22 protein-coding genes and 1 pseudogene are annotated in these 26,643 nt (G+C 47.9%); all 23 read left to right on the top strand.

The window, feature by feature from the left end; translation table 11 throughout:
- The first annotated feature begins 73 nt into the window (after positions 1-73).
- The 23 genes and pseudogenes from rnpM (at position 74) to yfmF (ending at position 26,641) form a co-directional block, all read left to right on the top strand.
- Positions 74-385, top strand: coding sequence for an RNase P modulator RnpM (rnpM, locus tag M3661_RS16245; RefSeq protein WP_021256513.1), 312 nt, complete (start codon positions 74-76; stop codon positions 383-385).
- Positions 378-716: a L7Ae/L30e/S12e/Gadd45 family ribosomal protein gene (locus tag M3661_RS16240; RefSeq protein ID WP_251486730.1), complete on the top strand. Its 339-nt coding sequence runs from the start codon at positions 378-380 to the stop codon at positions 714-716. The genes rnpM and M3661_RS16240 overlap by 8 nt, the downstream gene beginning before the upstream one ends.
- The gene (infB, locus tag M3661_RS16235; protein ID WP_251486728.1) at positions 694-3,561 is read left to right on the top strand and encodes a translation initiation factor IF-2; all 2,868 of its coding nucleotides are present in this window, start codon (positions 694-696) and stop codon (positions 3,559-3,561) included. Before M3661_RS16240 ends, infB begins: the two co-directional genes overlap by 23 nt.
- Before the next feature lie 54 nt (positions 3,562-3,615).
- The gene (rbfA, locus tag M3661_RS16230) at positions 3,616-3,969 is read left to right on the top strand and encodes a 30S ribosome-binding factor RbfA (protein WP_005550538.1); all 354 of its coding nucleotides are present in this window, start codon (positions 3,616-3,618) and stop codon (positions 3,967-3,969) included.
- 70 nt (positions 3,970-4,039) lie between these two features.
- A complete protein-coding gene (locus tag M3661_RS16225) occupies positions 4,040-5,038 on the top strand; it encodes a DHH family phosphoesterase (protein ID WP_072728753.1) in 999 nt (332 codons plus the stop codon).
- Positions 5,035-5,955, top strand: a complete 921-nt coding sequence (gene truB / locus M3661_RS16220; protein WP_065292598.1) for a tRNA pseudouridine(55) synthase TruB — start codon at positions 5,035-5,037, stop codon at positions 5,953-5,955. Before M3661_RS16225 ends, truB begins: the two co-directional genes overlap by 4 nt.
- Positions 5,956-6,128: 173 nt before the next feature.
- Positions 6,129-7,106 (top strand): bifunctional riboflavin kinase/FAD synthetase, encoded by a 978-nt coding sequence (locus M3661_RS16215; RefSeq protein ID WP_065292597.1) that lies wholly within the window; start codon positions 6,129-6,131, stop codon positions 7,104-7,106.
- Positions 7,107-7,301: 195 nt separating this feature from the next.
- Positions 7,302-7,571, top strand: a complete 270-nt coding sequence (rpsO, locus tag M3661_RS16210) for a 30S ribosomal protein S15 (protein ID WP_065292596.1) — start codon at positions 7,302-7,304, stop codon at positions 7,569-7,571.
- Between the two features lie 201 nt (positions 7,572-7,772).
- On the top strand, positions 7,773-9,977 hold the full coding sequence (gene pnp, locus M3661_RS16205) for a polyribonucleotide nucleotidyltransferase (protein WP_251486726.1): 2,205 nt from the start codon (positions 7,773-7,775) through the stop codon (positions 9,975-9,977).
- Positions 9,978-10,164: 187 nt separating this feature from the next.
- Positions 10,165-11,175 carry a polysaccharide deacetylase family protein gene (locus M3661_RS16200; RefSeq protein WP_251486724.1) on the top strand — a complete coding sequence of 337 codons (1,011 nt, stop codon included), beginning with the start codon at positions 10,165-10,167 and terminating at the stop codon, positions 11,173-11,175.
- Between the two features lie 64 nt (positions 11,176-11,239).
- Positions 11,240-12,514: a M16 family metallopeptidase gene (locus M3661_RS16195; protein ID WP_251486722.1), complete on the top strand. Its 1,275-nt coding sequence runs from the start codon at positions 11,240-11,242 to the stop codon at positions 12,512-12,514.
- The gene (gene dut, locus M3661_RS16190; RefSeq protein WP_065292593.1) at positions 12,483-12,941 is read left to right on the top strand and encodes a dUTP diphosphatase; all 459 of its coding nucleotides are present in this window, start codon (positions 12,483-12,485) and stop codon (positions 12,939-12,941) included. Before M3661_RS16195 ends, dut begins: the two co-directional genes overlap by 32 nt.
- 163 nt (positions 12,942-13,104) lie before the next feature.
- Complete coding sequence (gene dpsA / locus M3661_RS16185; RefSeq protein ID WP_021256501.1) at positions 13,105-14,004, top strand: dipicolinate synthase subunit DpsA; 900 nt, start codon at positions 13,105-13,107, stop codon at positions 14,002-14,004.
- Positions 14,001-14,594, top strand: a complete 594-nt coding sequence (locus M3661_RS16180; protein WP_251486720.1) for a dipicolinate synthase subunit B — start codon at positions 14,001-14,003, stop codon at positions 14,592-14,594. Before dpsA ends, M3661_RS16180 begins: the two co-directional genes overlap by 4 nt.
- A 73-nt stretch (positions 14,595-14,667) precedes the next feature.
- Positions 14,668-15,708: an aspartate-semialdehyde dehydrogenase gene (locus tag M3661_RS16175; protein ID WP_021256499.1), complete on the top strand. Its 1,041-nt coding sequence runs from the start codon at positions 14,668-14,670 to the stop codon at positions 15,706-15,708.
- Positions 15,709-15,836: 128 nt separating this feature from the next.
- Complete coding sequence (dapG, locus tag M3661_RS16170; protein ID WP_021256498.1) at positions 15,837-17,054, top strand: aspartate kinase; 1,218 nt, start codon at positions 15,837-15,839, stop codon at positions 17,052-17,054.
- Between the two features lie 59 nt (positions 17,055-17,113).
- Positions 17,114-17,992 carry a 4-hydroxy-tetrahydrodipicolinate synthase gene (dapA, locus tag M3661_RS16165; RefSeq protein WP_251486718.1) on the top strand — a complete coding sequence of 293 codons (879 nt, stop codon included), beginning with the start codon at positions 17,114-17,116 and terminating at the stop codon, positions 17,990-17,992.
- A 228-nt stretch (positions 17,993-18,220) separates the two neighbouring features.
- Complete coding sequence (locus M3661_RS16160; protein ID WP_021256496.1) at positions 18,221-19,897, top strand: ribonuclease J; 1,677 nt, start codon at positions 18,221-18,223, stop codon at positions 19,895-19,897.
- Between the two features lie 175 nt (positions 19,898-20,072).
- Positions 20,073-20,783: pseudogene (locus M3661_RS16155) on the top strand (ClpP family protease); the annotation flags it as partial.
- Between the two features lie 296 nt (positions 20,784-21,079).
- Positions 21,080-21,289 (top strand): YlzJ-like family protein, encoded by a 210-nt coding sequence (locus M3661_RS16150; protein ID WP_021256494.1) that lies wholly within the window; start codon positions 21,080-21,082, stop codon positions 21,287-21,289.
- Positions 21,290-21,461: 172 nt separating this feature from the next.
- Entirely contained in the window at positions 21,462-24,218 is a 2,757-nt protein-coding gene (locus M3661_RS16145; RefSeq protein ID WP_251486715.1) for an FtsK/SpoIIIE family DNA translocase, read from the top strand.
- Between the two features lie 142 nt (positions 24,219-24,360).
- Positions 24,361-25,116 carry a spore cortex-lytic enzyme gene (sleB, locus tag M3661_RS16140; protein WP_021256492.1) on the top strand — a complete coding sequence of 252 codons (756 nt, stop codon included), beginning with the start codon at positions 24,361-24,363 and terminating at the stop codon, positions 25,114-25,116.
- Positions 25,117-25,360: 244 nt separating this feature from the next.
- Positions 25,361-26,641: an EF-P 5-aminopentanol modification-associated protein YfmF gene (yfmF, locus tag M3661_RS16135; protein WP_251486968.1), complete on the top strand. Its 1,281-nt coding sequence runs from the start codon at positions 25,361-25,363 to the stop codon at positions 26,639-26,641.
- Positions 26,642-26,643 lie beyond the last annotated feature (2 nt).

Genomic DNA, 26,643 nt, shown 5'->3' with positions numbered 1-26,643 from the left:
ACCAACGCCATATGAAGCGGTCGTCTCCTTCAATCAGGGATGTATGACCGAATCGTAAGGGGGGGATTGAGTCATGAGAACAAGGAAAGTTCCACTTCGCAAGTGTGTCGCATGTCAAGAAATGATGCCGAAGAAAGAGCTAATCCGTGTTGTGAAGACACCACAGGACGAGGTTCTAATCGATTTGACAGGGAAGAAGTCTGGACGCGGCGCATACCTATGTGGGAAGTTGTCCTGCTTCAGACTTGCACATAAGTCTCGTGCGCTTGATCGGGCTTTGAAGCATCAGGTGAACTCTGCCATCTATGAACAGCTTGCTCAAGACTTCATCAAGGTGGAGGATGAATTCCACGCCTTGAAGGAGCAGGAGGACGATCATGAGTAAGGTCAAGTCGCAGCTAGGTCTTGCCCAGCGGGCAGGGAAGCTTGCGACTGGTGATGAGATAGTCCTCAAGGCGATTCGCAATAAGCAAGCACGCTTGGTGATTGTTGCGGCGGACGCTTCTGACAACACGAAGAAGAAGTTTCGAGATAAATGTAAGTCGTACGGGGTGCCACTTACTATCGGATTTACGCGAACCGAACTCGGTGAGAGCATCGGGAAATTGCAACGGGTAGTATTGGCGGTAACGGATGATGGATTTGCGACCATGATGACGAACGGGCTGAAAACGATGTCGGAGGTGGAGTATATTGAGCAAACAAGAGAACACTAAGGACAAAACAAGAGTTTACGAATATGCCAAATCGCTTAATATGAGCAGCAAAGAAATTATTACGATACTCAAACGTCTTAACATACCAGTTAACAATCATATGAGCGTAATGGAGAATGATGTCGTGGGGAAAGTCGAATCGTACATGCGCACGATTAAGGAGAATGCGCAGGCGAAGCGGGAAAGCAATAGCACCCCACACCCGAAAGTGAACATCAGCCAGTCAAAAACAACAGAAGTACCAGATAGAACAGCTGGCCAATCGGTAGGAAATACAAGTCAAGGCCAGTCGGATCAGCGCGACTCACGTGCTGGACAGCAGCAAATGCAACGTGACGGTCGCGACCATCAGCGCGAAGATAACCGAGGCGGGCGTGATGAACGTCAGGATCGCAGTAATCGCGGTGAAGGTCGTGACGGTCAAAAAGACCATAATAGACAGGGCGAGATAAACATTAATATGGATAATAGACAAGGAAACCAACAGGGGAATATGAACGGACAAGAACAACGTCGATCAGGTGAACAACAGCAAAACCAAGGTAACAGATCTAACGGCCAGCAAAGATCAGGCCAAGGCGCACCGCGTCAAGGCGGCGGCCCGCGTCAAGGTCAGGGCGGATCCCGTCCAGGTCAAGGTGGCGGCTCGCGTCCAGGCCAAGGCGGACAACAACGTCCGGGTCAAGGTGGCGGCTCGCGTCCAGGCCAAGGCGGACAACAACGTCCAGGTCAAGGCGGCGGCTCGCGTCCAGGCCAAGGCGGACAACAACGTCCAGGTCAAGGCGGCGGCTCGCGTCCAGGTCAAGGCAGCCAACAAAGCAGTGGTCAAGCGCGCTTTGCACAAGGCGGCCAGCAGCGTCAAGGTGATCAAGCTCGTACCGGTCAAGGCACTCAGCAGCGTCCGAACAGAAACTTCGGTGAACGCAGTGAGGATTTCTCCGGTGGAAGAAATCAATCAAGAAACAACAATAATAATAATAAGAGACGCTTCGATGACAACCGTAATGGCGGAGGCATGCGCGGCCGCGGCGGCAAGAACAGAGGCAGAAATAATCAACAGCAGGTACAGCGTGAGAAAATTGACAATACGCCGAAAAAGATTATTGTACGCGGTGCAATGACAGTAGGTGAATTGGCAAAATTGCTTCATAAAGACGCTTCCGAGGTTATTAAGAAGTTCTTGCTCATGGGCGTTATGGCAACAATCAACCAAGAAGTTGACTTGGATACAATCCAGTTGATTGCAGACGAATTCAAGGTTGAAGTTGATTTGAAGCTGCCTGTATCCGAAGATCCGTTCGAGGAAACAGAAGAAAAAGAAGAAGATGCAGCAGACTTGGTTGAACGTCCAGCAGTTGTTACGATTATGGGTCACGTTGACCATGGTAAAACGACATTGCTTGATTCGATCCGCAAGACGAACGTTACGGGTGGAGAAGCAGGCGGTATTACGCAGCATATTGGTGCATACCAAGTTGAGTTCAACTCGAAGAAGATTACGTTCCTGGATACACCGGGCCACGAAGCGTTTACGTTGATGCGTGCCCGCGGTGCACAAGTAACCGACATTACGATTATCGTTGTTGCTGCTGACGATGGTGTTATGCCGCAAACGGTAGAGGCAATCAGCCACGCAAAGGCAGCGAACTGCCCAATCATCGTAGCTGTTAACAAGGTCGATAAGCCAGAAGCCAATGTCGATCGTGTAAAGCAAGAATTGACTGAATATGAATTGGTTCCAGAAGAGTGGGGCGGAGACACTATCTTCGTTAACGTTTCTGCGAAGCAGCGTACGGGCTTAGAAGAATTGCTCGAAATGATCCTGCTCGTATCCGAAGTGAACGAGTTCAAGGCGAACCCGAATAAGGATGCTCGCGGTACGGTGCTTGAGGCAGAGCTGGACAAAGGCCGTGGACCAGTTGCTCGCGTCCTCGTTCAACAAGGTACGCTGAAAGTAGGAGATGCATTCGTAGCAGGCACATGCTTCGGCCGTGTGCGTGCAATGGTGAATGACCGTGGTCGTCGCTTGAAAGAAGCCGGTCCATCTACACCGATCGAAATTACAGGTCTTACAGATGTTCCACAAGCTGGCGATATGTTCGTCGCGTTCGATGATGAGCGTAAGGCTCGCTCCATTGCTGAGAAGCGTTCGACAACATATAGAGAGAGCCAATTGGGTGCGAACACTCGTGTAACGTTGGATGACTTGTTCAAGCACATTAAAGACGGCGAGATGAAAGAATTGAACGTAATCATCAAGGGTGACGTTCAAGGTTCTGTTGAAGCACTTCGCGGCTCGCTCGAGAAGATTGAAGTTGAAGGAGTTCGCGTTAAGATTATTCACTCCGGCGCTGGTGCAATTACAGAGTCGGACATCATCTTGGCAACAGCGTCCAACGCTATCGTTATCGGCTTTAACGTTCGTCCAGACGCACAAGCGAAGATTACTGCTGATCAAGAGAAGGTTGATGTTCGCTTGCATCGTGTCATCTACTCGATTGTTGAAGAAATCGAGCAGGCGATGAAGGGTATGCTTGATCCAGAATATAAAGAAGTTGTGATCGGTCATGCTGAAGTACGCAATACGTTCAAAATCAGCAAAGTCGGTACAATCGCAGGATGTATGGTTACAGAAGGTAAGATTTCCCGCTCTGCAGAAGTACGCCTTGTTCGTGACGGCATAGTTGTTCACGAAGGTAAAATCGACTCGCTCAAGCGCTTCAAGGATGATGCGAAGGAAGTTGCGCAAGGCTACGAGTGCGGTATTATGCTTGAGAAGTACAATGACATGAAGGAAGGCGACATCATCGAAGCCTTTGTCATGGAAACCATCGAACGCAAATAGAATGGTTTCAACTCAGATGATGTTGTAAGCTATATATGAAATGAGGTGTTTCCCATGGCGAACTTTCGCTCCGGACGTGTTGGCGAGCAGATGAAGAAGGAACTTAGCCAGTTGATCCAAACCGAGATTAAGGATCCTCGAATCGGCTTCATTACGGTGACAGGCGTTGATGTAACGAACGATTTGTCACAAGCCAAAGTGTACTTGAGTGTCATGGGCAATGAAGAACAAAAGGAACAATCCATGAAAGCATTGGAGAAGGCGAGCGGATTCCTTCGTTCCGAGATTGGCAAGCGAATTCGTCTTCGTCATACTCCAGAGCTGCTGTTCAAGATCGATTCTTCAATCGAATACGGTAGCCATATTGAAAAGCTGCTTGGTGAAATTCGCGATCGCGACAATAACTAAGTCAGCAGCATAAGAACGCACAAGTGAATCGGGCCAAGGCTCGATTCACTTGTCTGTATGGAGGTTATTAATGACTGGACTAACGACGCAATCTTATGCACAGCAGATCGAGAGAGCTAGAAACTTTATTCAAGAGGGCAATCATTTTCTTGTGGTTGCACATGTTCAGCCTGACGGAGATGCGATAAGCTCAACGTTGGCGGTAGGCTGGCTGCTTCGTCAATGGAACAAATCCTATGTCATGGTGAATGAGAATGGAGTTCCTAATAAGTTAAATTATTTGCCGGGCTCTGATCAAATCAACGTACATGCAGAACTTGAAAACATTGCTGCCAAGCCATTTGATACCGTAATTTGTGTGGATTGTGCGGACTATGCGCGCATCGGAAAAATAGCAGAATGGATCGATAAGGATGCTCGTATTTTAAATATTGATCATCATCCAACGAATGACCACTATGGGGAAGTTGCAGTCATCCGCGAGGATGCTGCGGCGACCGTTGAGATATTATTCGATATGATTGCTTCCTACGGGCTTACACTCGATTTAGAGGTAGCGACAGTACTGTATACTGGCTTGCTAACTGACACGGGGGGATTCCGGTACAGCAACACGACACCACATGTGATGACGATCGCATCTGAGCTGCTTAAGCAGGGTGTTAACGGCAATGACATTGCGGATCGATTGCTTGAGAAGATGTCGATGGCACAGATGCAGCTTATACAACGCGGCCTGTCGAGATTGGCATTTAGCGAGGATCATCGAATTGCCTGGTTGTACGTGACTCCTCAGGATATGCAAGAGACCGGGGCGCTTAATGAAGATCTGGAAGGCTTGGTCAATTATCCACGCAATATCGATGGTGTAGAAGTTGGTCTTTTATTTAAGCAAGTAGATGACACAGGAGTAAAAGTGAGTATGCGTTCCGCAGGGCTTGCTAATGTGGCTGAGATTGCTCAATCCTTTAGTGGAGGTGGTCATGTCCGTGCAGCAGGCTGCAAGCTTACTGGTACTTTAGAAGAAGTCATTACCATTGTAATAGAACGGGTGAAGCAAGCTTTATGAGTAACTATCATGGTGTATTACCCGTATGGAAGCCTGAGGACTGGACGTCCCATGACGTAGTTGCCAAAGTACGCCGCCTTATTTGGGAGAAGCGTATCGGGCATACGGGAACATTGGATCCGAAGGTTGTTGGAGTGCTGCCGCTATGTATAGGCAAGGCGACACGGATCGTTGAGTATTTGCAGGAGATGCCTAAGCAGTATGAGGCAACCCTCCGATTCGGTGTATCAACAGATACCGAGGATCTAAGTGGAGAGGTACTGGAGCGCTCGGACGCTTCGCATTTGACGGAAGAGATGATTCGTGAGACGATTCTATCCTTTATCGGGGATATCGAACAAGTGCCTCCGATGTACTCCGCTGTTAAGGTAGACGGAAAGCGACTCTATGATCTAGCGCGAGAAGGGAAGACGGTGGAGCGTAAAGCGCGCCAAGTTACGATCCATAACATTGATCTTCTAGATGTACAGTTAGGCACCTCTGAACCGGAAGTACGATTCCTAGTTGAGTGTTCCAAAGGAACTTATATCCGAACACTATGTGTTGATATCGGTCGTAAGCTTGGCGTTCCATCTACAATGGCGAAGCTGATGCGAACGGTATCTGCCGGGTTTGTTCCTTCACAATGTGTAACCTTCGATCAGATTGAGCAGGCTGTCGCGGATGGAACATTTGAAACGATGCTTCTATCTGTGGAGGATGCAATCTCAGATATGCCTAGAATTCAAGTATCTGAGAAGTTTGCCCATTATGCATTGACCGGTCGATCGATTCCTTTGCACGCTCTGCAGCCGAAACCTTTGACGAATGGTACGATTCGATTGTATGATGAACATGGAACGTTCTATGGGATATTCCAAGTTCCACAGGGGCAATCGGTATTGCGTCCTGTGAAGGTATTTCTTCCGAACGAGTAATGTATATAATGCTGTGCGCGATTCGAGCAGGCAGTTGACTCGGCTTGCGCTAGCTTTTGTCTACTCTTGTGAAAGGGAGAACATACTAGTAGGTAGAAACTACGGTTTACTGTCCGAGTAACTGGATTGGGAGTTTAACCACAAATCGATAATACGCAGGGGCTCTGATTACAATGGAAACGATAGCATTACATGCAGCGCTCGATGATTCGAGCTGGCGACTGCAGGAGCAGCCGCAAGTATTAATATTAGGACATTTTGACGGTATTCATGAGGGACATGTACGGGTCATTCGGCATGCGTTGGACTACGGGAAGCAGCATCAAATGCCCGTAGGTCTGATGACTTTCCATCCACATCCCAAGGGAGTATTCGGCAAGCCGGAGTATGAACGATTCATTACGCCATTGTCGGAGAAAAAACGGATTTTGAGTCAGCTTGGGCTTGACCGTTTGTATGTTGTACATTTTGATTTGTCATTCGCTAAAGTTACCGCGCAGCAGTTCGCAGAAGCGATCTGCCGTATGAAGGTGAAACACGTCGTTGTCGGCTTCGACTATCGCTTCGGTCATGGTGGAGAAGGTACCGCACAATTGCTGCAGGAATGGGGCAAGGGCTGCTTTACTGTTGATATCATACCGGCACATAATGACGTTGAGACTGCAGTGAAGGTGAGCAGCACACGGATTCGCGAAAGTCTGCTGCAAGGTGATGTTGTCAATGCGAATCGACTGCTAGGCCGAACGTATATCATTCGCGGCGAGGTTGTTCATGGTGACGCCCGTGGTCGTACGATGGGCTTCCCAACTGCGAATGTCCGGGCAGAAGAAGCATATGTCATCCCAGCGAATGGCGTATATGCTGTGAAGGTGCTGGTTCACGGAACGTGGCATGATGGGGTGCTGAATATTGGCTTGAAGCCGACATTCAAGACGGGAGAAACCGTTCAATCGGTTGAAGCCCATCTATTTGATTTTGATCAAGATATATACGGGGAGACCGTAACGGTTGCCCTAATGAGCTATATTCGTCCAGAGCGCAAGTTCAGCTCCATACAAGAGCTGATCGCACAGATTACTGCGGATTCAGAGGAAGCGCGCCAACGTCTAAGCACGATGGAGAAGGCGCCTGCAGTAACAATTGGCGTCTAATATTGTTCACCATATTCTAAGCGTTCTATCTTCGTTCGAATTGATTGCTAAGACTTGTTTTACTTTTGTAGATGGAGATGCTATACTAATAACGTTGTCGTGAAAAACGACCCGTCCATAGCTTGGTTATTCGATCTCACCGTCGATGACGAGGCTAATGGCGTAAACTAACACATATTTTAGGAGGTGAATAGGATGGCTATGACTCAAGAGCGTAAACAACAGCTTATTGAAGAACATAAGACGCACGCTACGGATACAGGTTCTCCGGAGGTGCAAGTCGCTATCCTTACTGAAAACATCGTAAACTTGACGGACCATCTTCGTACACACAAGAAGGATCATCATTCCCGTCGTGGTTTGATGAAAATGGTAGGTCAACGCCGTAAGTTGTTGGCTTATGTGAAGAACAAAGATGTTAAACGCTACAGCGCATTGATCGCAAAACTCGGTCTTCGCCGTTAATAGCACGAACCAAAGCAGCCTGGTTGTTCATTGCCGCTTCTTATCGCGGCATGCAACCGGGTTGCTTTTTAGTGATTGCATATGATGCTACATATTGTGATAGTAGACAAGCTTCCATCAGGACGGTATTTCAAATGAAATGCAGGAAATAATGGGAGTAGTAACGAAGAATATAAACTGAACCACTTAAGGAGGGATCCGATGAACCGCATCGAGATGGAACTTGGCGGCAGAACGCTTGTCCTGGAAACGGGGCGTTTGGCTAAGCAAGCAAATGCCGCAGTCAAAGTCGAGTACGGTGATACAGTCGTGTTGTGTACCGTTACCGCATCGAAGGAACCTAAAGATCTAGATTTCTTCCCATTGACTGTCAATTACGAAGAACGATTATATGCAGTAGGTAAAATCCCTGGTGGATTCATTAAGCGCGAAGGTCGCCCAAGTGAGAAAGCGATTCTTGCAAGCCGCCTTATTGACCGCCCGATTCGCCCGTTGTTCCCAGAAGGCTTCCGTAATGATGTGCAGATCGTGGATTTGGTTATGAGCGTGGATCAAGACTGCCCACCAGAAATCGCGGCAATGATCGGAACATCCGCTGCATTGACGGTATCTGATGTGCCATTTAATGGCCCAATCGGCGGCGTGATTGTAGGTCGTATCGACGGTCAATTTATTATCAACCCAACCGTTGAGCAAGAGGAAAAGAGCGATATTCACCTTGTTGTAGCGGGTACAAAAGACGCGATCATGATGGTTGAAGCAGAAGCGAACGAAGTACCGGAATCGGTTATGCTTGAAGCAATCATGTTCGGTCACGAAGAAATTAAGAAAATTGTAGCCAAGATTGAAGAATTTGCTGCGATCGCAGCAAAACCGAAGATGGAAGTGAAGCTGCATGCAGTTGATACAGATGTGAATACTGCTGTTCGTGCGTTCGCGCAGGAACGTCTCGTTGAAGCGATTCGTATTCCTGAGAAGCATGCGCGTCAAGATGCGATTGATGCAATCAATCAGGAAGCAGCTGCACACTTCGAACAATTGTATGTGGAAACGCCTGAGAATATGAGCGATGTGAGCGAAACCTTGTACGATATCGTGAAGGAAGAAGTTCGCCGCTTGATCACACATGATAAAGTTCGTCCAGACGGCAGACAGCTTGAAGAGATTCGCCCAATCGATTGTGATACAGGATTATTGCCTCGTACTCACGGATCTGGCTTGTTCACACGTGGACAAACGCAAGCACTCAGCATTTGTACACTTGGTGCACTTGGAGACGTGCAAATTTTGGACGGTCTTGGCTTGGAAGAGTCGAAACGCTTCATGCATCACTACAACTTCCCTCCATTCTCCGTAGGGGAAGCTCGTCCGCTTCGTGCTCCTGGACGCCGCGAGATTGGTCACGGTGCACTCGGTGAACGTGCCTTGTCCAAGGTGATTCCGCCAGAGAGCGAATTCCCGTATACAATCCGACTTGTATCCGAGGTCATAGAATCTAACGGTTCTACTTCCCAAGCAAGTATTTGTGCAAGCACACTTGCGATGATGGATGCAGGGGTTCCGATCAAGGCACCGGTTGCAGGTATTGCAATGGGTCTGATCAAAGACGGGGAACAATTCTCCATCTTATCCGATATTCAAGGTATGGAAGACCACCTCGGCGACATGGACTTCAAGGTTGCTGGTACAGCTGAAGGTGTTACAGCCATTCAAATGGATATCAAAATTGATGGTATCGACCGCAGCATCTTGACACAAGCGTTGGATCAAGCACGTGCAGGACGTATGCACATCTTGGATAAAATGAATGAAGTTATCCAAACTCCACGTGAATCCTTGTCACAGTATGCGCCTAAGATCTTGACGATGCATATTAATCCAGATAAGATCCGTGATGTTATTGGTGCCGGCGGTAAAGTCGTCAACAAAATCATCGAGGAAACAGGCGTCAAAATTGACATCGAGCAGGATGGCCGCATCTTCATCGCATCTACAAATGCAGAGTCCAATGAGCGTGCCCGTGAAATTATCGAGGGTATCGTGAAGGAAGTTATCGTTGGTGAAGTATACACAGGAACAGTGAAACGCGTTGAGAAGTTCGGTGCATTTGTTGAAGTGCTTCCAGGTAAGGAAGGGCTTGTGCATATTTCTCAATTGTCAACTGAGCGTGTAGAGAAAGTCGAAGATGTCGTGAAAATTGGCGATAAGCTTGAGGTTAAGGTTGTCGAGATCGACCAACAGGGACGCATCAATTTGTCCCACAAAGTGCTGCTTCAGCCTGCACAGACAGAAGGAACTGCAAGCTCCGAAGCTGCAGCTACAGAACGTCCACGCAGCAGCAGACCACCACAAGGGGGCGGCAATCGTCCACCTCGCGGACCGCGTCCGTCTAAGCCGCAAAGCTAAGTCGGATACAGCGAGCAAGACAAGCCTGAGAAGGCAACATACGTAGCAAGGAAAGAGGCAGACTGGTTTCTGGCTCTTTTTTTGATGCAAAAAATAGGTATTGATTGCATGATAGGCATTGATTGCTTCCAGACCGAATAACTCGTCCCGAAATCGCATAGAATCAAAAGGACTATCTTGGAAGGGAATGGACTGGATGCAGCCAAAGTTAAAGAAATGGTTCGCCGTAACAGCAGGAGTTGTCATCGTGCTGGCAGCAGTAGCGCAGCCCGATGTGAGAAGCTATTTGCAGGAGAAGAAGGCAGAGCTCGCCGTGAGCTATGCTTACCAATCGGGGGTAGAGGATAAGGCTGCGAATGATCCATTAATGGCTCGAATCAAGGAGGAAGCAGCCAAACGATATATTGCTCCAATTAATGCCCGCATTGATCGGGTGTGGAAGGCAATACCCGGATACAATGGGCAGGAAGTAGATATTGAGCGAACGTACACTGCCAATTCGGGGAAAGATCGTTCGGCTGAATTGAAAATGGTCATGCGCGAGGTGAAGCCGGAGGTCTCCTTGACGAGTCTAGATCCACAGCCGATCTATCGAGGGAATCCGAATAAGCCGATGGCAGCGCTTATGATCAATGTCGCTTGGGGGAACGAGTACATCGATCCAATGCTGAAAGTGCTAGCAGATGAGAAGGTGCATGCGACATTTTTCTTAGACGGCAGCTGGTTGAAGAAAAATCCTGACATTGCGAAGCGGATTCAGGCGGCGGGACATGAGATGGAGAATCATGCATACTCTCATCCGAATATGAGCGAGCTAAGCGAGGGGCACCAGACGCAGCAAATTGAGAAGACGAAGCAATTGCTGAAGCAAACGCTTGGCGTAGAGAATAAATGGTTCGCTCCACCATCAGGAGACTTCAATATGTTGACGGTACGTACAGCACATGCACTCGGATTGAAGACAGTGCTGTGGACCTTTGATACGAGAGACTGGATGAAGCCCTCTGTGGCTACGATACTGCGTAGATTTCAAGAGAAGACAGAACCGGGATCACTGATCCTCATGCATCCAACGGAGCCATCCAGTACAGCCTTGAAGGAAATGATTCGGATATTGAAGCAAAAGGGCATTGTACCAGGTACGGTAGGAGAAACACTTTCTGAGAAGCGGGTGCCTCCGATTGAAGTTGAGAGGTGATCAGATTTCTGGTAGGATTAGAAAGGCATACTTGGAAATGTACTTGGACGAGGAGGAATTGCCGGTGGAAAAAGTGCAGCTGTCTAACGGCCTTCGTGTCGTGATGGAGAAAATATCAACCTGCCGTTCCGTTTCATTTGGGATATGGGTTAAGACAGGTTCACGCAATGAGGATGAAACGACCAACGGGATTTCCCATTTTATCGAACATATGATGTTCAAAGGAACAGAACGGTTTGATGCGAAAGCAATCGCAGACTCCTTCGATGCGATCGGAGGAAGTGTTAATGCGTTCACTTCCAAAGAATATACCTGTTATTATGCAAAAGTATTGGATGAGCATTTGCCGATAGCGGTTGATGTGCTGTCCGATATGTTTTTCCGGTCATCCATGCTGGACGAGGAATTGCAGAAAGAGAAAAATGTAATCCTTGAAGAAATTGCGATGTATGAGGATACACCGGATGATACGGTGCATGATCTGGTTACTCGTGCTGCCTTTGGCACACACCCGCTCGCATATCCGATATTAGGAACGAAGGAACGCCTGACACCAATGGGGCCTGATCATCTCCGCGCATATATGAAGAATCATTATACGGTCTCGAATACGGTCATTGCAGTAGCAGGTAACTTTGATGACTCGATCATCGAATTGCTGGAGAAGCACTTCGGACAATTCACGAATGATGAGCCTGCGGCCATATTAACGGAACCAAGCTTCCATAGTGAATTCATATATCATAAGAAGAAGACAGAACAGAATCATATTTGTCTCAGCCTGCCAGGCTGTTCGATGACAGATCCGCGCCTTTACGCTATGATATTGCTCAACAACTTGATCGGTGGCGGCATGAGCTCTCGCCTGTTCCAGGAAATTCGCGAGAAGCGTGGACTTGCCTATTCTGTTTACTCCTATCATTCGTCACATGCAGATAGCGGTCTATTCACGCTCTATGCAGGAACCGCACCGAAGCAGACGAAGGAAGTGCTTGATTTAACCTTGGATATGCTAGGTGAACTGGCAGTGAAGGGCTTGTCTGAGGAAGAACTTCACAAAGGCAAGGAGCAGTTGAAGGGAAGTCTTATCCTCGGCCTTGAGAGCACAGGCAGCCGAATGAATCGATTAGGGAAAAATGAGCTGATGCTAGGCAAGCATTTCACGCTGGATGAGATCATCGCTCGAATTGAATCGATTAAGCTAGAAGACGTTACCTTTGTATTGAACCGTATGCTTTCCCATCCATTCGCAGGTTCAATGGTCGGAGCAAATGATAAAGCAATATCGGCATTCAGGAGGGATCAACTTGTTACAACAATCACACCAAGTTCAAATTAAACGCCTGCCAGGCAATGAGGATGTACCGCTCCCTCAAAAAATGTCCGAACTCGCAGCAGGCTTCGATCTATATGCAGCGGTAGAAGAGCCGCTTACATTAGCACCCGGCCATCGCGCCCTCGTGCCTACTGGATTTTGCATGGCAATGCCTGAGTACTTAGAGGCACAGATTCGTCCACGCAGCGGACTTGCCTATAAGCATGGCATTACTTGCTTGAATTCACCAGGAACGATTGATGCCGATTACCGCGGAGAGGTGAAGGTCTTGCTAGCCAACCTTGGACAGACTCACTTCACGATTGAGCGCAATGAGCGTATTGCGCAAATGGTGATTCAATTCGTTCCATCTATTCAACTTGTCGAGGTAAACGAGTTGACTGATACGGAACGCGGAGAAGGCGGCTTCGGTCATACCGGAACGAAGTAAAATAATGATCAAATAGGACGCAGTTGAATTACCGTTTTGGTAAATCAGCTGCGTTTTTTTTGCGTCTTGAGATGGGCTTGCACATGGCTGCACCCTTTTTAGGCGTGCGCATAAGATGTTTTATACGTTGTGTGCACGTTTGTGAAAGGAGTGATCAGCGAGGATGTTAACTGGAGTTCAGGTCGTGTTTATTGGCGGAGATGCTCGCCAGCTTGAGATCATCCATAAGCTGACTGAATTAGATGCCAGTGTCACGATCGTTGGGTACGATCAACTGCAAAACCCATATCATGGCGTACAGCGCCAATCCCTCTCTATCGAGCTGTTGAAGCAGGCGGATGCTCTTGTGCTTCCTGCTGTAGGAACTGATGACAGTGGGAAGGTTCATGCCATCTTTACATCGGATGAATTGGTGCTGACGGAAGAGCATATTGCGGTACTGCCGGAGCATTGTGTTGTCTTTACGGGGATGGCCAAACCATATTTAAGCAAGCTGTGTGCGAAATACCGCCTCTCGCTTGTTGAATTGTTCGATCGGGATGATGTTGCAATATACAATTCCATTCCGACGGCCGAAGGCGCGATTATGATGGCGATTCAGAACACCGATATCACCCTTCATGGTTCTGAATCGGTCGTTCTTGGGATGGGGAGAACAGGGTTCACATTGGCACGCACCCTTCTTGGCTTAGGGGCTAATGTGCGGATTGGGGTGCGCAGAGATGAACATTTTGCCAGAGCGACAGAAATGGGTTTCAAGCCTTTTTTCATAGCAGATCTCGCGCGTCAGGCGGCAAATATCGACTTGCTTTTTAATACGATACCGACTATGATAGTCACAGCGCAGGTCATAGCGCAAATCCCTAACCGTGCCGTGATTATCGACCTTGCTTCCCTGCCGGGTGGCGTGGATTTCCGATTCGCGGAGAAGCGGGGGATCAAGGCTATGCTGGCACCAGGATTGCCAGGCATTGTCGCACCGAAGTCTGCTGGACGAATATTGGCACAGAGTATCACGCAGCTGTTGCTTGAGGACATGCGGAATCGGGGGAATGGACAATGAACTTCACGGGGAAGACAGTTGGCTATGCACTAACAGGCTCACACTGCACATTAGAAGAAGTAATGCCTCAGGTGAAACGCTTCGTAGATGCTGGAGCGCGCGTTATCCCGATTGCATCACATTCGGTCATGACGACCGATACACGCTTTGGGGAATCCGATCATTGGCAGAGACAGTTGAAAGAGATTACTGGTAATGATATCATTTCTACAATTGTGGACGCAGAACCGCTCGGGCCATCCAAATTGCTGGATGTGATGGTGATCGCGCCTTGCACAGGCAATACGACGAGTAAGCTGGCAAATGCATTGACAGAAAGCCCTGTCCTTATGGCAGCCAAAGCACAAATGCGCAACCAGCGCCCTCTTGTGCTTGCGATTTCGACTAATGATGGACTCGGTTTAAACGCAGCCAATATAGCCAAACTCCTTGTAGCCAAGAACATATACTTCGTTCCGTTCGGCCAAGATAATCCACAGCAGAAGCCGAATTCATTGGTGGCGCGCATGGACTTGGTACCAGAGGCATGCTATGCAGCATTAGAAGGCAAGCAGCTTCAACCGGTATTAATTGAACGGTTCTTATACTGAACATAGCATACCACGCAAATTATCATAATATAGATGTTTGAAAGATTGTGGGTATAGAGGGGAGAAACGACAGATGACGAATCAGAAGCGGTATAATGTTGCTGTAGTCGGTGCTACGGGTGCAGTAGGGGAACAAATCATTGCATTATTGGAACAACGTCAATTCCCCATTCAATCTTTGAAGTTGTTGTCTTCGGCACGTTCAGCCGGTAAGAAGATCGTATTTGACGGTCAAGAAATTACGGTTGAGGAAGCGAAACCGGAGAGCTTCGAAGGCGTTGATATTGCCCTGTTCAGCGCAGGCGGCGACGTTAGTAAAGAGTTGGCTCCAGCAGCTGTAGAACGTGGAGCGGTATGTATTGACAATACCAATGCATTCCGTATGGATCCCAACACACCACTCGTAGTTCCAGAAGTGAACATCGAGAAAGTGAAGGAACACCAAGGCATTATTGCCAATCCGAACTGTTCCACGATTCAAATGGTAGCAGCTTTGAAGCCGCTCTATGATCGCTACGGTATTTCCCGCATCATCGTGTCTACGTATCAAGCAGTGTCAGGCGCTGGCAGCAAAGCGATTAGCGAGCTGTTGCGTCAATCTACAGAAGTGCTTGCAGGCAATGAAGTTGAGCCGGACATTCTTCCAGTTGGTTCTTTGCCCGTGAAGCATCAAATCGCATTCAATGCTATTCCTCAAATCGATAAGTTCCAAGATAATGGATTCACGCTCGAGGAAATGAAAATGATCCGTGAAACCAAGAAGATCATGAATGATGATAGCCTTCAAGTGACGGCAACATGCGTCCGAATTCCGGTCGTATATGGCCACTCTGAATCTGTATATGTTGAGTTGAAGGACGACTTCCAAATGGAGGATGTGCGCGAGCTGTTGGCAAACGCGCCAGGATTGACGCTCGTCGATGAGCCTTCTGAACAGAAGTACCCGCTTGCTACCGAATCTGCAGGCAAGCCAGATGTTTTCGTTGGCCGTTTGCGTCGTGATCTGTCTCAGCCACGCGCATTGAATATGTGGGTCGTATCCGACAATTTAATGAAAGGCGCTGCATGGAACGCGGTACAAATCGCAGAGTACATCGCTTCGGAGCGGCAGTAATTGGCAGGCCGCTCCTGCCTTTTTGTCTTACTTGACAAGGTGTGTTCAGCTTGGTCACTGCGTGATTCGTTGAATAGCCTTTTATTTCGTTCTGGCAGTCAGTCTTCATTAGTTGGGGGAAATAACACATGCGAATATTAGTACAAAAATTTGGTGGAACTTCCTTGTCTACACCCGAAGCCAGAGAAAGAGTCATACACCATATCCGTCGGGAACTGGCGCAGGGTTACCAATTAGCTGTGGTTGTATCAGCAATGGGAAGACGAGGAGAACCATATGCAACCGATACATTACTTGATTGGGCCGGTCAGAACGGGGACAGTTTGCCAGCACGTGAGAAGGATATGCTATTGTGCTGCGGCGAGATTATCTCGGCTACAACCCTGTGCAGCTTGTTGAACAGTGAGGGGATTACATCTACTGTGCTAACAGGTGCTCAAGCTGGTTTCAAGACAGATAGCCACTTCAATAATGCCCGTATTCTGGATGTTACTCCGGATCGGGTCGTTGATGCGTGGAAAGATGTACAGGTTGTAATTGTAACAGGATTCCAAGGCCAAACAGAAACAGGTGACTTTACGACTCTTGGCCGTGGTGGCAGTGATACATCTGCAACAGCATTGGGTGCGGCGCTGCACGCAGAAATTGTCGATATTTATACGGATGTTAACGGCATCCTAACGGCAGATCCTCGACTGGTAGAGGACGCGAAGCCGCTTACGATCGTTAGTTATGCAGAAATATGCAACATGGCACATCACGGCGCCAAAGTTATTCATCCGCGCGCGGTGGAAATTGCGATGCAAGCGCAGGTGCCTGTTCGCGTTCGTTCTACATTCAGCGATGAAGAGGGAACGCTTGTTACGAATCCGGAAGGGTTCCGAGATATGCAGCCTGACATCGTTGATCGCTTCGTAACGGGAATTGCCTATGTCGGCAATGTAACGCAAATCACGGTGGAATCGCGCGAAGGCGTATATGATTTGCAATTAAAAGTGTTCAAGGCAATGGCACAAAATCAAATTAGTGTTGATTTTATTAATGTAACCCCTTCTGGCGCGGTTTATACGGTATTTGATAGCGATGCGCCGCGGGCACTGCATGTGCTCAAAGAGATGGGATTCGAGCCAAAATCGTTATCGGGTTGTGCGAAAGTATCTGTAATCGGTGGAGGCATCAATGGGGTGCCAGGTATTATGGCACACATCGTAGAAGCCTTGACAGAGCAAGAAATTCAGATTCTTCAATCCGCCGACTCCAATACAACGATTTGGGTTCTTGTACGCAAGGAAGATATGGTTCGGGCTTTGCGAGCGCTGCATGCGAAGTTCCATCTGAATCGATAGCACGCAGCGCTAGGGATGTCCGGGCCTTGCGCATAATGTCGCAGGAGGAGGAGTCTTTAGTGGATTTTGGTAGATTAATTACGGCGATGGTGACGCCGTTCAATGAACATAATGAGGTAAACTGGTCTGAGTTCGAGCGTTTGCTGAATGCTTTGATTGAAGAACAGAAGAGCGACAGTATCGTTGTGTGTGGGACGACAGGGGAATCTCCTACATTGACAGACGACGAGAAGATTGCGCTATTCCGTTTTGCAGCTCAGAAGGCAAATGGACGTGCACGCATTATTGCTGGTACAGGTAGCAATAATACAGCTCATTCCATTCATTTGACGAAGGCAGCAGAGGAAGCGGGCGTTGATGGCATCCTCCTTGTCGCTCCTTACTATAATCGTCCGACACAAGAAGGTATGTATCGACATTTTGAGGCCATTGCGAACTCTACCTCTTTGCCAATCATGCTGTACAATGTTCCAGGACGGACTGCATCGAGCATTTCTGTCGAGACGACGCTACGTTTGGCTGAACTGCCGAATGTAGTTGCTACGAAGGAGTGTGCTGGTCTTGAGCAAACATCGCAAATCGTTGCTGGTGCGCCCGCTTCATTTAGAGTGTACAGCGGCGAGGATTTTTTGACATTGCCTACTTTGTCCGTTGGTGCGTATGGAGTTGTCAGTGTTGCTAGCCATCTCGTAGGTGCACAGATGAAAGCGATGATTGAACATTATCTAGCTGGTCAGCATGAAGGAGCAGCTAGACTGCATCATGAACTGTTCCCTGTATTTAAGGGACTGTTCTTATGCCCTAATCCAGTTGGAGTGAAGCAAGCTCTCCAGTTAGCTGGTTTCGAGGTAGGGAGCGTCCGTTTGCCGCTTGTTGAGGCAACTTCGGATGAGGCTGCAGCGATCCGTGAGCTTGTTCAATCCATTAAGCAAAAATAGGAAAATAGAACTTTTACAAAGTGCACAATAGCGCACTTACGAAACCGATGCTGGGATCCAGCATCGGTTTTGTGTTTTTCGGCAACAATAGGAGGACAAATCGCCGACTTGTGTTTTTTACTTTTGTTCATGTATAATGGATATCAAGTGACTGGGTGCGGTATATTTTTCAAAAGAAGGATGTTCATTGGTACGACGGCCAACTGAATATAGGAGGTTAAGATCCAATTGTCGAAGAAAAACAACGTTGATAAATTGTCCATCTTCGCATTGGGCGGCGTAGGTGAAATCGGAAAAAATATGTACGTCGTCCAATACGGTAACGATATCGTCGTCGTAGACGCAGGGTTGAAGTTCCCGGAAGAAGACATGCTCGGAATAGATATTGTCATCCCGGATATTTCATACCTCACGGAGAATCGAGATAAAGTAAGAGCAATCTTGATTACGCACGGACATGAAGATCATATTGGCGGGTTGCCATATGTACTGAAGCATTTGAACGTTCCAGTATACGGAACAAGATTAACGCTCGGATTGATTGAGAGCAAATTGCGGGAAGCGAATTTGCTAGGTGAAACAAAGCGAATTCTAATTACAGCTGACTCGGAAATTCAGCTCGGAGCTATTCGTGCAAGCTTTTTCAAGACGAACCACTCCATCCCGGATTCGGTTGGTGTATGTCTTGATACACCCGAAGGATGCGTCGTTCATACAGGAGACTTTAAGTTTGACCATACGCCGGTCAACGGTCAGTATGCTGACCTGCAGCGTATGGCGGAAATTGGCCAGAGAGGAGTTCTTGCACTGCTGTCCGACAGTACGAATGCAGAACGCCCAGGCTTTACACCATCAGAAAGTAGTGTGGGTGTCGTTCTGGAAGATATCTTCCGGAAGGCAGAGCAGCGTGTAGTTGTTGCGACATTCGCTTCAAATATTCACCGTATTCAACAAGTCATTGATGCAGCATATGCAACAAACCGTAAATTAACAGTCATTGGTCGGAGCATGGTGAACGTCGTCACGATCGCTTCCGAACTTGGCTACTTGAACATACCTGATGGAATGCTGATCGAACCTGAAGAAGTGAACAAGATGGCTGCTGACCGGGTAGTAATCCTGTCCACAGGCTCCCAAGGCGAGCCGATGTCAGCCTTGACGCGCATGGCGCGTTCTACGCACCGCAAGGTTGATATTCTGCCAGGTGACACCGTAGTTATCGCAGCTACACCAATTCCAGGCAACGAAAAATACGTAGGTAGAACTGTCGATGAATTGTGCCGACTAGGCGCACATGTTATCTATGGCGGATCGAAGACTGGCGTCCATGTATCTGGTCACGGCAGTCAAGAAGAATTGAAACTGATGTTGAATCTGATGAGACCGAAGTACTTTATTCCGATTCACGGTGAATACCGTATGTTGCGCAACCACGCTGATTTGGCGGAAGCAGTCGGAATTGAGCGCGAGAATATCTTCATTACAGATATCGGTGATACTGTTGAAATTACAAATGGTGTTGCACGTCGTGGCTCTAAGGTTCAATCCGGTTATGTACTTATCGATGGTCTTGGTGTCGGCGATGTCGGCAATATCGTATTGCGCGATCGGAAGCTACTTTCCCAAGACGGGATTTTGGTTGTTGTTGTTACACTCAGCAAGCAGGAAGGTACGATTTTGTCAGGACCAGACATCATCTCTCGTGGATTTGTCTATGTTCGGGAATCGGAAGGACTGCTTGATGAAGCGAACCGCATCGTCACTTCAACACTGCATAAGCTAATGAATGAAAATGTGAACGAATGGGCATCACTGAAGACGAATGTGAAGGATGCGCTTGGACGTTTCTTGTACGAACAAACGCGCCGTCGTCCAATGATTTTGCCAATCATTATGGAAGTATAGAACGAAGTGAGCGAGAATCCCAGTCACCAGTCATTCTCGCTCACGAACGTTATCAGCCGCCGTTCCTGCCGTAAGGTAGGGTCGGCGGCTTTTTGCGTTCCCGCTGCTGTATAAAACATCGCAGGGTGAAGCATGCTATGACGGCATTGTACCGGTCAATTGGAGGTAATGGAACATGATGAACGAACAGCCTTTAGATCCACAGGGACAGCCGCAGCAGCTACCCAAGGGTCCGCCAACGGTAGAAACGATCCAACAGCTGGGGACGGCATCGATTCCGTCAACTGGTGAGTCAAATATTTATTGCTTGAATATCATCGGTCAGATTGAGGGGCATATCGTATTGCCTCCACAGAACAAGACAACGAAATACGAACATGTCATTCCTCAGCTTATCGCAGTGGAGCAAAATCATAAAATTGAGGGTGTACTTATCGTATTGAACACGGTTGGTGGCGATGTAGAGGCAGGTCTGGCTATCGCAGAGATGATATCCTCCCTGTCCAAGCCGTCGGTGACCTTGGTACTTGGAGGAGGGCATAGTATAGGAGTGCCGATTGCTGTGTCTGCCAATGTGAGTGTAATCGCGGAGACAGCGACGATGACGATTCATCCGATTCGATTAACGGGTCTTGTCATTGGCGTGCCGCAAACCTTTGAGTACTTAGAGAAAATGCAGGAACGTGTCGTTCGCTTCGTTAAAGCTCATTCGAATATTTCGGAACACAAATTCAAGGACTTAATGTTTACAACTGGCGAGCTGACGCGCGACATTGGGACGACGGTAATCGGACAGGATGCTGTCAAGCATGGCCTAATTGATGAAGTCGGCGGAATTGGTACTGCATTGGAGCATTTGAATCGCTTGATTGAAGAGAAGCGTGCAGAGAGATGTTCGAAGGAGGGGCACCATGATCATGGCCATCATAATCAAGGTCATCATGAGCACGTCCAGCATGAACAAGCACAACATAATCAAGGTCATCATGAGCATGCCCAGCATGAACAAACACAACATGATCAAGGCCATCATGAGCATGCCCAGCATGGAGCAGATTCGAATCATTGTGAACATCAGGCCAACACGTCTGAGCAGCCAATGCTATTAGGTGGACAGTGTGGGGGTAATCCGCAGCATACTGGTACACAGGCAATGTATGTGCCAGCAAAGGAGCGAGGATAATGCTGCATACAATTATTCCGATGGAGCAAGTGCTGCAAGGGATAGACAAGGAGCCGTCTTTTTTCGAAATGCAGTGGCAGGGACGCACCTTGCTTGTACAGCAGGTCGACAATACGACGGTTCGTATCGAACGATTGCTGAAAGACACAAGTATGCATGATTTTCTGGATCCGGGGTTTTCGCCCGGTACGATTATTCCTCTACGCTAAGTGTTATCTTGTGTGATGTGAGGTCACGTGATCCACACTGATCCATATTTCTCATTTAGACAGATCCTACCCGGACTCTGTCTTTTTTATTTTTCTCAATTCCCTTGTTATGGAATGGTCATAGGAAGAACGGTTGTTCTGTGTTATAATGAGGGATGGAGGTGACGGCATTTTGGCCCGTAAGAAGAAGAAAAAGCAATCCTTCAGCAAGAGCCTGAAATACGAAATCTATGGCATATTGCTGATTACCTGTTCCGTCATTGCGCTGGCTGGCGGGGCGGCGTTCGGGCGCTCCTTATCAAAAATATCAGGCTTGCTGCTTGGTAAATGGTACTTTTTCATACCGCTCGTGTTCATATATATTGGATTGTCGGTAATGATTAAACGCCAGTGGCCTTCAGGCTGGAACTCCCGCAAGAGCGGCATCATGGTCATTATTCTTGCTTTGACGATGATAAGTACCGTGCACGCGGTAGAACAACGTATTTTGCCAACTGCAACGGATGAAGTAAGTGCTGGGTACATATTGAAAGACATACATAATGCTTTGAACTTAGAACTCGTGCAAGCAACCGATACAGGCACGGCTGGAACGATGCTGCAGAAAGACATTAGCGGCGGATATATAGGTGCAATTCTTTATTGTACCTTATTTGTATTATTTGGTGCATTAGGAACAAAACTGCTCACCATCGTCATGCTCTTCATTGGTTTCATGCTGGCTACACAGCTTTCCTATGTTGAGCTTGTGAGGCTGATTCGCACCCAAGTGAAGAAATTCGCGGCTGTCATGAAGAAGAAGCGCAAAGCGCGTATCAATGAGCGCAAACGAATGGAAAGCAAGCAGCGTAAATCGGCGAAGAAGGACGCAGACGACGATTACATGCTCGATGATGCGCTTGATGATGAAGAAGATGATGGGAATTTACAAGGCCGCACACCTGTATTTATGCAGATATTCGGCAAAATCAGTGAGGCAAGCAAGAAGCGATTCCTCTCCACCAAAGAAGATGATGAAGAATACAACGAAGGTTCTGCTGTATATACAAGCAAGCCGCACGCGGCTAGATTGAATGAAGAGCACACTATACAGCCAGAGGCTGGAGCCGCTGCAATGAATACGGTAAGCAAAGCTTCGAAGCTGAACGCACTCCTTGCTCGTATTGAACAGGATGACGAACAATCCCATGCTCCATTGTTCCGTGATTTTACAGCAACTGCGGACGTCGATCATATTGATAATTCGGATTCCCAAGAGGATGTAGCAATCAGTGGATTTACCAAGCCGCACACTTCTCCTATTGATGAGGCAGCAGACGACATTGAAGATGATTGGAACAATGAGAATCAAGCTAAGTCGGAAGACATGAAGCACGGGCAGATTGAGCATAACCATGCGGATGAGCTTACAGGTGATGAGGGTGATATCCATCTGGAGACAGATGGATTGCTCAGTGACGGTGAAGGCTCAGGGCAGGCAGTCGTTGTCCAAAAGCCGCCTCCGAAACCGTACAAGATGCCTCCATTCAACCTGCTTGCGAAGCAGCAGGGAAATGGGAAGGGCGGCGATCAAGCCGACTTCATGCAGACAGCTCGCAAGCTGGAAGCTACGTTGGAGAGCTTCGGCGTTCGAGCGAAGGTACTGGAGGTCGTTCGAGGGCCGGCAGTTACCCGTTATGAAATCCAACCTGACATCGGGGTTAAGGTTAGCCGCATTGTCAGCCTGTCTGATGATATCGCACTTGCCTTAGCAGCGAAGGACATTCGGATGGAAGCGCCCATACCAGGGAAATCCGCGATTGGGATCGAGGTTCCGAACAATGAAGTATCAATCGTTACGATGCGAGAGGTCATGGAGACACCAACTTTCATTGATGCTCCGTCACGGTTGTCCATTACATTAGGCCGTGATATTGCCGGGACGCCGATTGTAGGCAACCTTGCTCGAATGCCTCACTTGCTCGTTGCAGGTGCTACAGGTTCGGGGAAATCGGTATGTATCAACGGGATTATTACGAGTATCTTGTATAAGGCGAAGCCGGATGAAGTGAAGTTCCTCATGGTCGACCCGAAAATGGTGGAACTGAATGTATACAATGGCATCCCGCATCTTCTTGCGCCAGTCGTTACTGATCCAAGACGCGCTTCGCTTGCTTTGAAGAAAATCGTTGTTGAAATGGAAAAGCGTTATGAGTTGTTCTCCAAATCGGCGACTCGGAATATTGAAGGGTATAACAAGCTGGTTGCAGATGAGCCGGACAAGGTACTTCCTTATATCGTCATTATTGTCGATGAGCTCGCGGACTTGATGATGGTCGCTGCCAATGATGTAGAGGATTCAATATGCCGATTAGCTCAAATGGCGCGTGCAGCTGGTATCCATCTGATTATCGCGACCCAGCGCCCATCGGTTGACGTTATTACCGGGGTTATTAAAGCTAATATTCCGTCTCGTATCGCGTTCGGTGTATCGTCCCAGGTGGATTCACGAACGATTCTGGATATGGCAGGCGCCGAGAAGCTGCTCGGACGTGGGGACATGCTATTCCTGCCGATGGGCTCATCCAAGCCGATTCGTGTGCAGGGCGCATTCCTGTCCGACCAAGAGGTCGAGGCAGTCGTTGGATTCGTAAGCGGTCAAGCGCAAGCGGAATACAACGAAGAGCTGGTGCCGGAAATCGATGAGAGCGGACACGCTTCTGATGAACCGGTCGATGAGTTGTATGATCAAGCGATTCAAATCGTGCTCGAAGCGCAGCAAGCCTCGGCATCGCTACTGCAGCGCCGGATGCGCATCGGATATAACCGCGCCAGTCGTCTGATTGATCATATGCATATGCAGGGCTTGATTGGCGCGCATGAGGGCAGTAAGCCGCGTGAAGTGCTGATCACATTGGAACAATATCAACAAAGCAAAATTTCATCCTAAATAGGATACAGAAAGAGAGCGCCCTGCGCTCTCTTTTGCTTATGCAGTAGGTGTTGGCTGTAAGTGCATAGATCTCTATCCGTTATCTCATAATAAAGTTGCCAATCCTGTTAAATTCACAAGAGAGAGGTAGACGTTAGGCATGAGAAAACGGATGATTTGGATCACGATATGTATTGTATTCATGCTAATTGGAGCGTTCCAGTACAAGCATATGGGCAAGACGGAAGCCACATTTAGCAATGCAACACTGCAGCAAGGCTCCCAAGGCCAAGATGTGAAGGAGTTACAGGGTCGATTGAAATTCCTTGGTTACTATGATGGTAAGACAGATGGAATCTTTGGTCCCGCGACGAAGAATGCAGTGACATGGTTCCAATGGAAGTTCGGCATGAAGTCAGACGGAATCGTTGGATCGAAAACCAAAGAAATGCTAGTAAAAGCTACGAAAAATTGGAAGCCTGAAACTTCGGGCGGAACGGCACCTAACAAGCCATCTGGCTCAACAAATAATAATGTTAGCGGCTCCAACAATTTAGGGTTGTCGGAGAATGATTTAAAATTTATGGCCAATGCCGTGTATGGCGAAGCGCGCGGTGAGCCTTATGAGGGACAAGTAGCTGTAGCCGCGGTAATATTGAACCGTGTGAAGTCGCCAAGCTTTCCGAAGACAGCGTATGGCGTAATTTTTCAACCAGGGGCATTTACTGCAGTAGCGGATGGACAGATTTGGCTTGAACCGAACGAGAATGCCAAACGAGCGGTGAAGGACGCCATTAATGGCTGGGATCCTTCTGGTGGCTGTCTGTACTATTTCAACCCTGAGACGGCAACTTCGAAGTGGATTTGGACTCGACCTCAAGTCAAAACAATCGGCAAACATATCTTCTGTATGTAATCAAGTGACCGAAGCGGCAGTTGAGATGAGACGGTACGGGATGCTACATACAGAAGCGGGATGAAGAAGCAATGGCGTTCAGTCCATTTGCTTCTTTGTTTCCATTTCGGTATGTTAAGGATGTTGAACGATTGATCATATGTGTACGGAAGCGAGAAGGTATACATTGGATTATCACTGAATATAACATGCAACATGGTTGCAATTCACCGTGACAATCACGGAAGAAATGGGGTTAGATATGGTGAGCAAACCGACATTTGAACGGGGAAAGGTTAAAGGCATGCGTGTTCATGTTATGCCGACAAAGCGCTTCAAAACGTTCGCCATCTCTGTGTATGTGGGCATTCCTCTTCAAGAGGATACCGTAACGAGTACGGCACTTACGCCTTTTGTATTACGGAGAGGGACGGCTTCTTATCCAGAGACGATTCGGTTCCGCGAGCGACTTGATGAGCTGTATGGAGCGGGCTTCGGCTTCGATGTGTTCAAGCGAGCAGATTATCAAATTATCCAGTTCCGCATGGACGTTATTAATGATGCATTTGTAAGTTCATCTGAGTCTTTGCTTGCCCAAGCATTTCAGTTTTTGGGTGAAGCCATTACAGCACCAGTTATGGACAATGGAACATTGCGCAATAAGTATGTAGAAGAAGAGAAGCAGACAGTGCGTCAGCGGATTGAATCTATTGTCAACGATAAAATTCGCTACGCAGCAGAACGCTGTGTGGAAGAAATGTGCAAGAATGAACCGTATCGACTGCATGCGCTTGGTAATCGGGACGATCTGGATGGAATTGATGCAGCGACCTTAACCGATAAGTATCGCTGGCTGCTTGAGCATGCGGCGATTGACGTATATGTTGTTGGAGATACGTCCTATGAAGAGGTAGAACGCTGTGTCGAGGCTTCATTCCGTATCGATCGAAACGTGGAGACACCATATGCACGTTCTATTCCAGTACCACGTATTGGTGAACCGAACACCGTCATTGAACGTTTGGAGGTTAGCCAGGGCAAGTTGAATATGGGGCTTCGATCTACGATTACGTATGCGGACGATGCTTATCCTGCCGCGCTTATGTACAATGGCATATTAGGCGGTTACCCGCATTCAAAGCTGTTTATAAATGTGCGGGAGAAAAACAGCCTTGCATATTATGCAGCTTCTCGCTTTGAAGGCCACAAGGGTATTTGTACCATTCAGTCAGGTATTGAGTTCGAGAATTTCGATAAAGCCCGGCAAATTATTATTGAGCAGTTGGATGCGATGAAGGCTGGGCAGCTGCAATCGCTTGAAATCAGCCAGACGAAGGCCATGATTGCGAATCAATTGCGGGAGATTGATGATTCTTCGTTTGAGATGATTGGCTTTGATTTCAATCGAGTGTTATCCGGAAGAGAGCGCACAACGTCCCAGCTCATTGATGAGGTAGAGCATATTGAAGCTGCACATATTCAAGAAGTCGCACAGACCTTCCACTTGGATACCATTTATTTCTTGCGCAATAAGGAGGAGGCCTAATC

Origin of the sequence: Paenibacillus sp. MER 180, assembly GCF_023713665.1 — a bacterium.
Taxonomy (GTDB): domain Bacteria; phylum Bacillota; class Bacilli; order Paenibacillales; family Paenibacillaceae; genus Paenibacillus_B; species Paenibacillus_B suaedae.
This window is presented reverse-complemented; position numbering and strand designations above follow the sequence as displayed.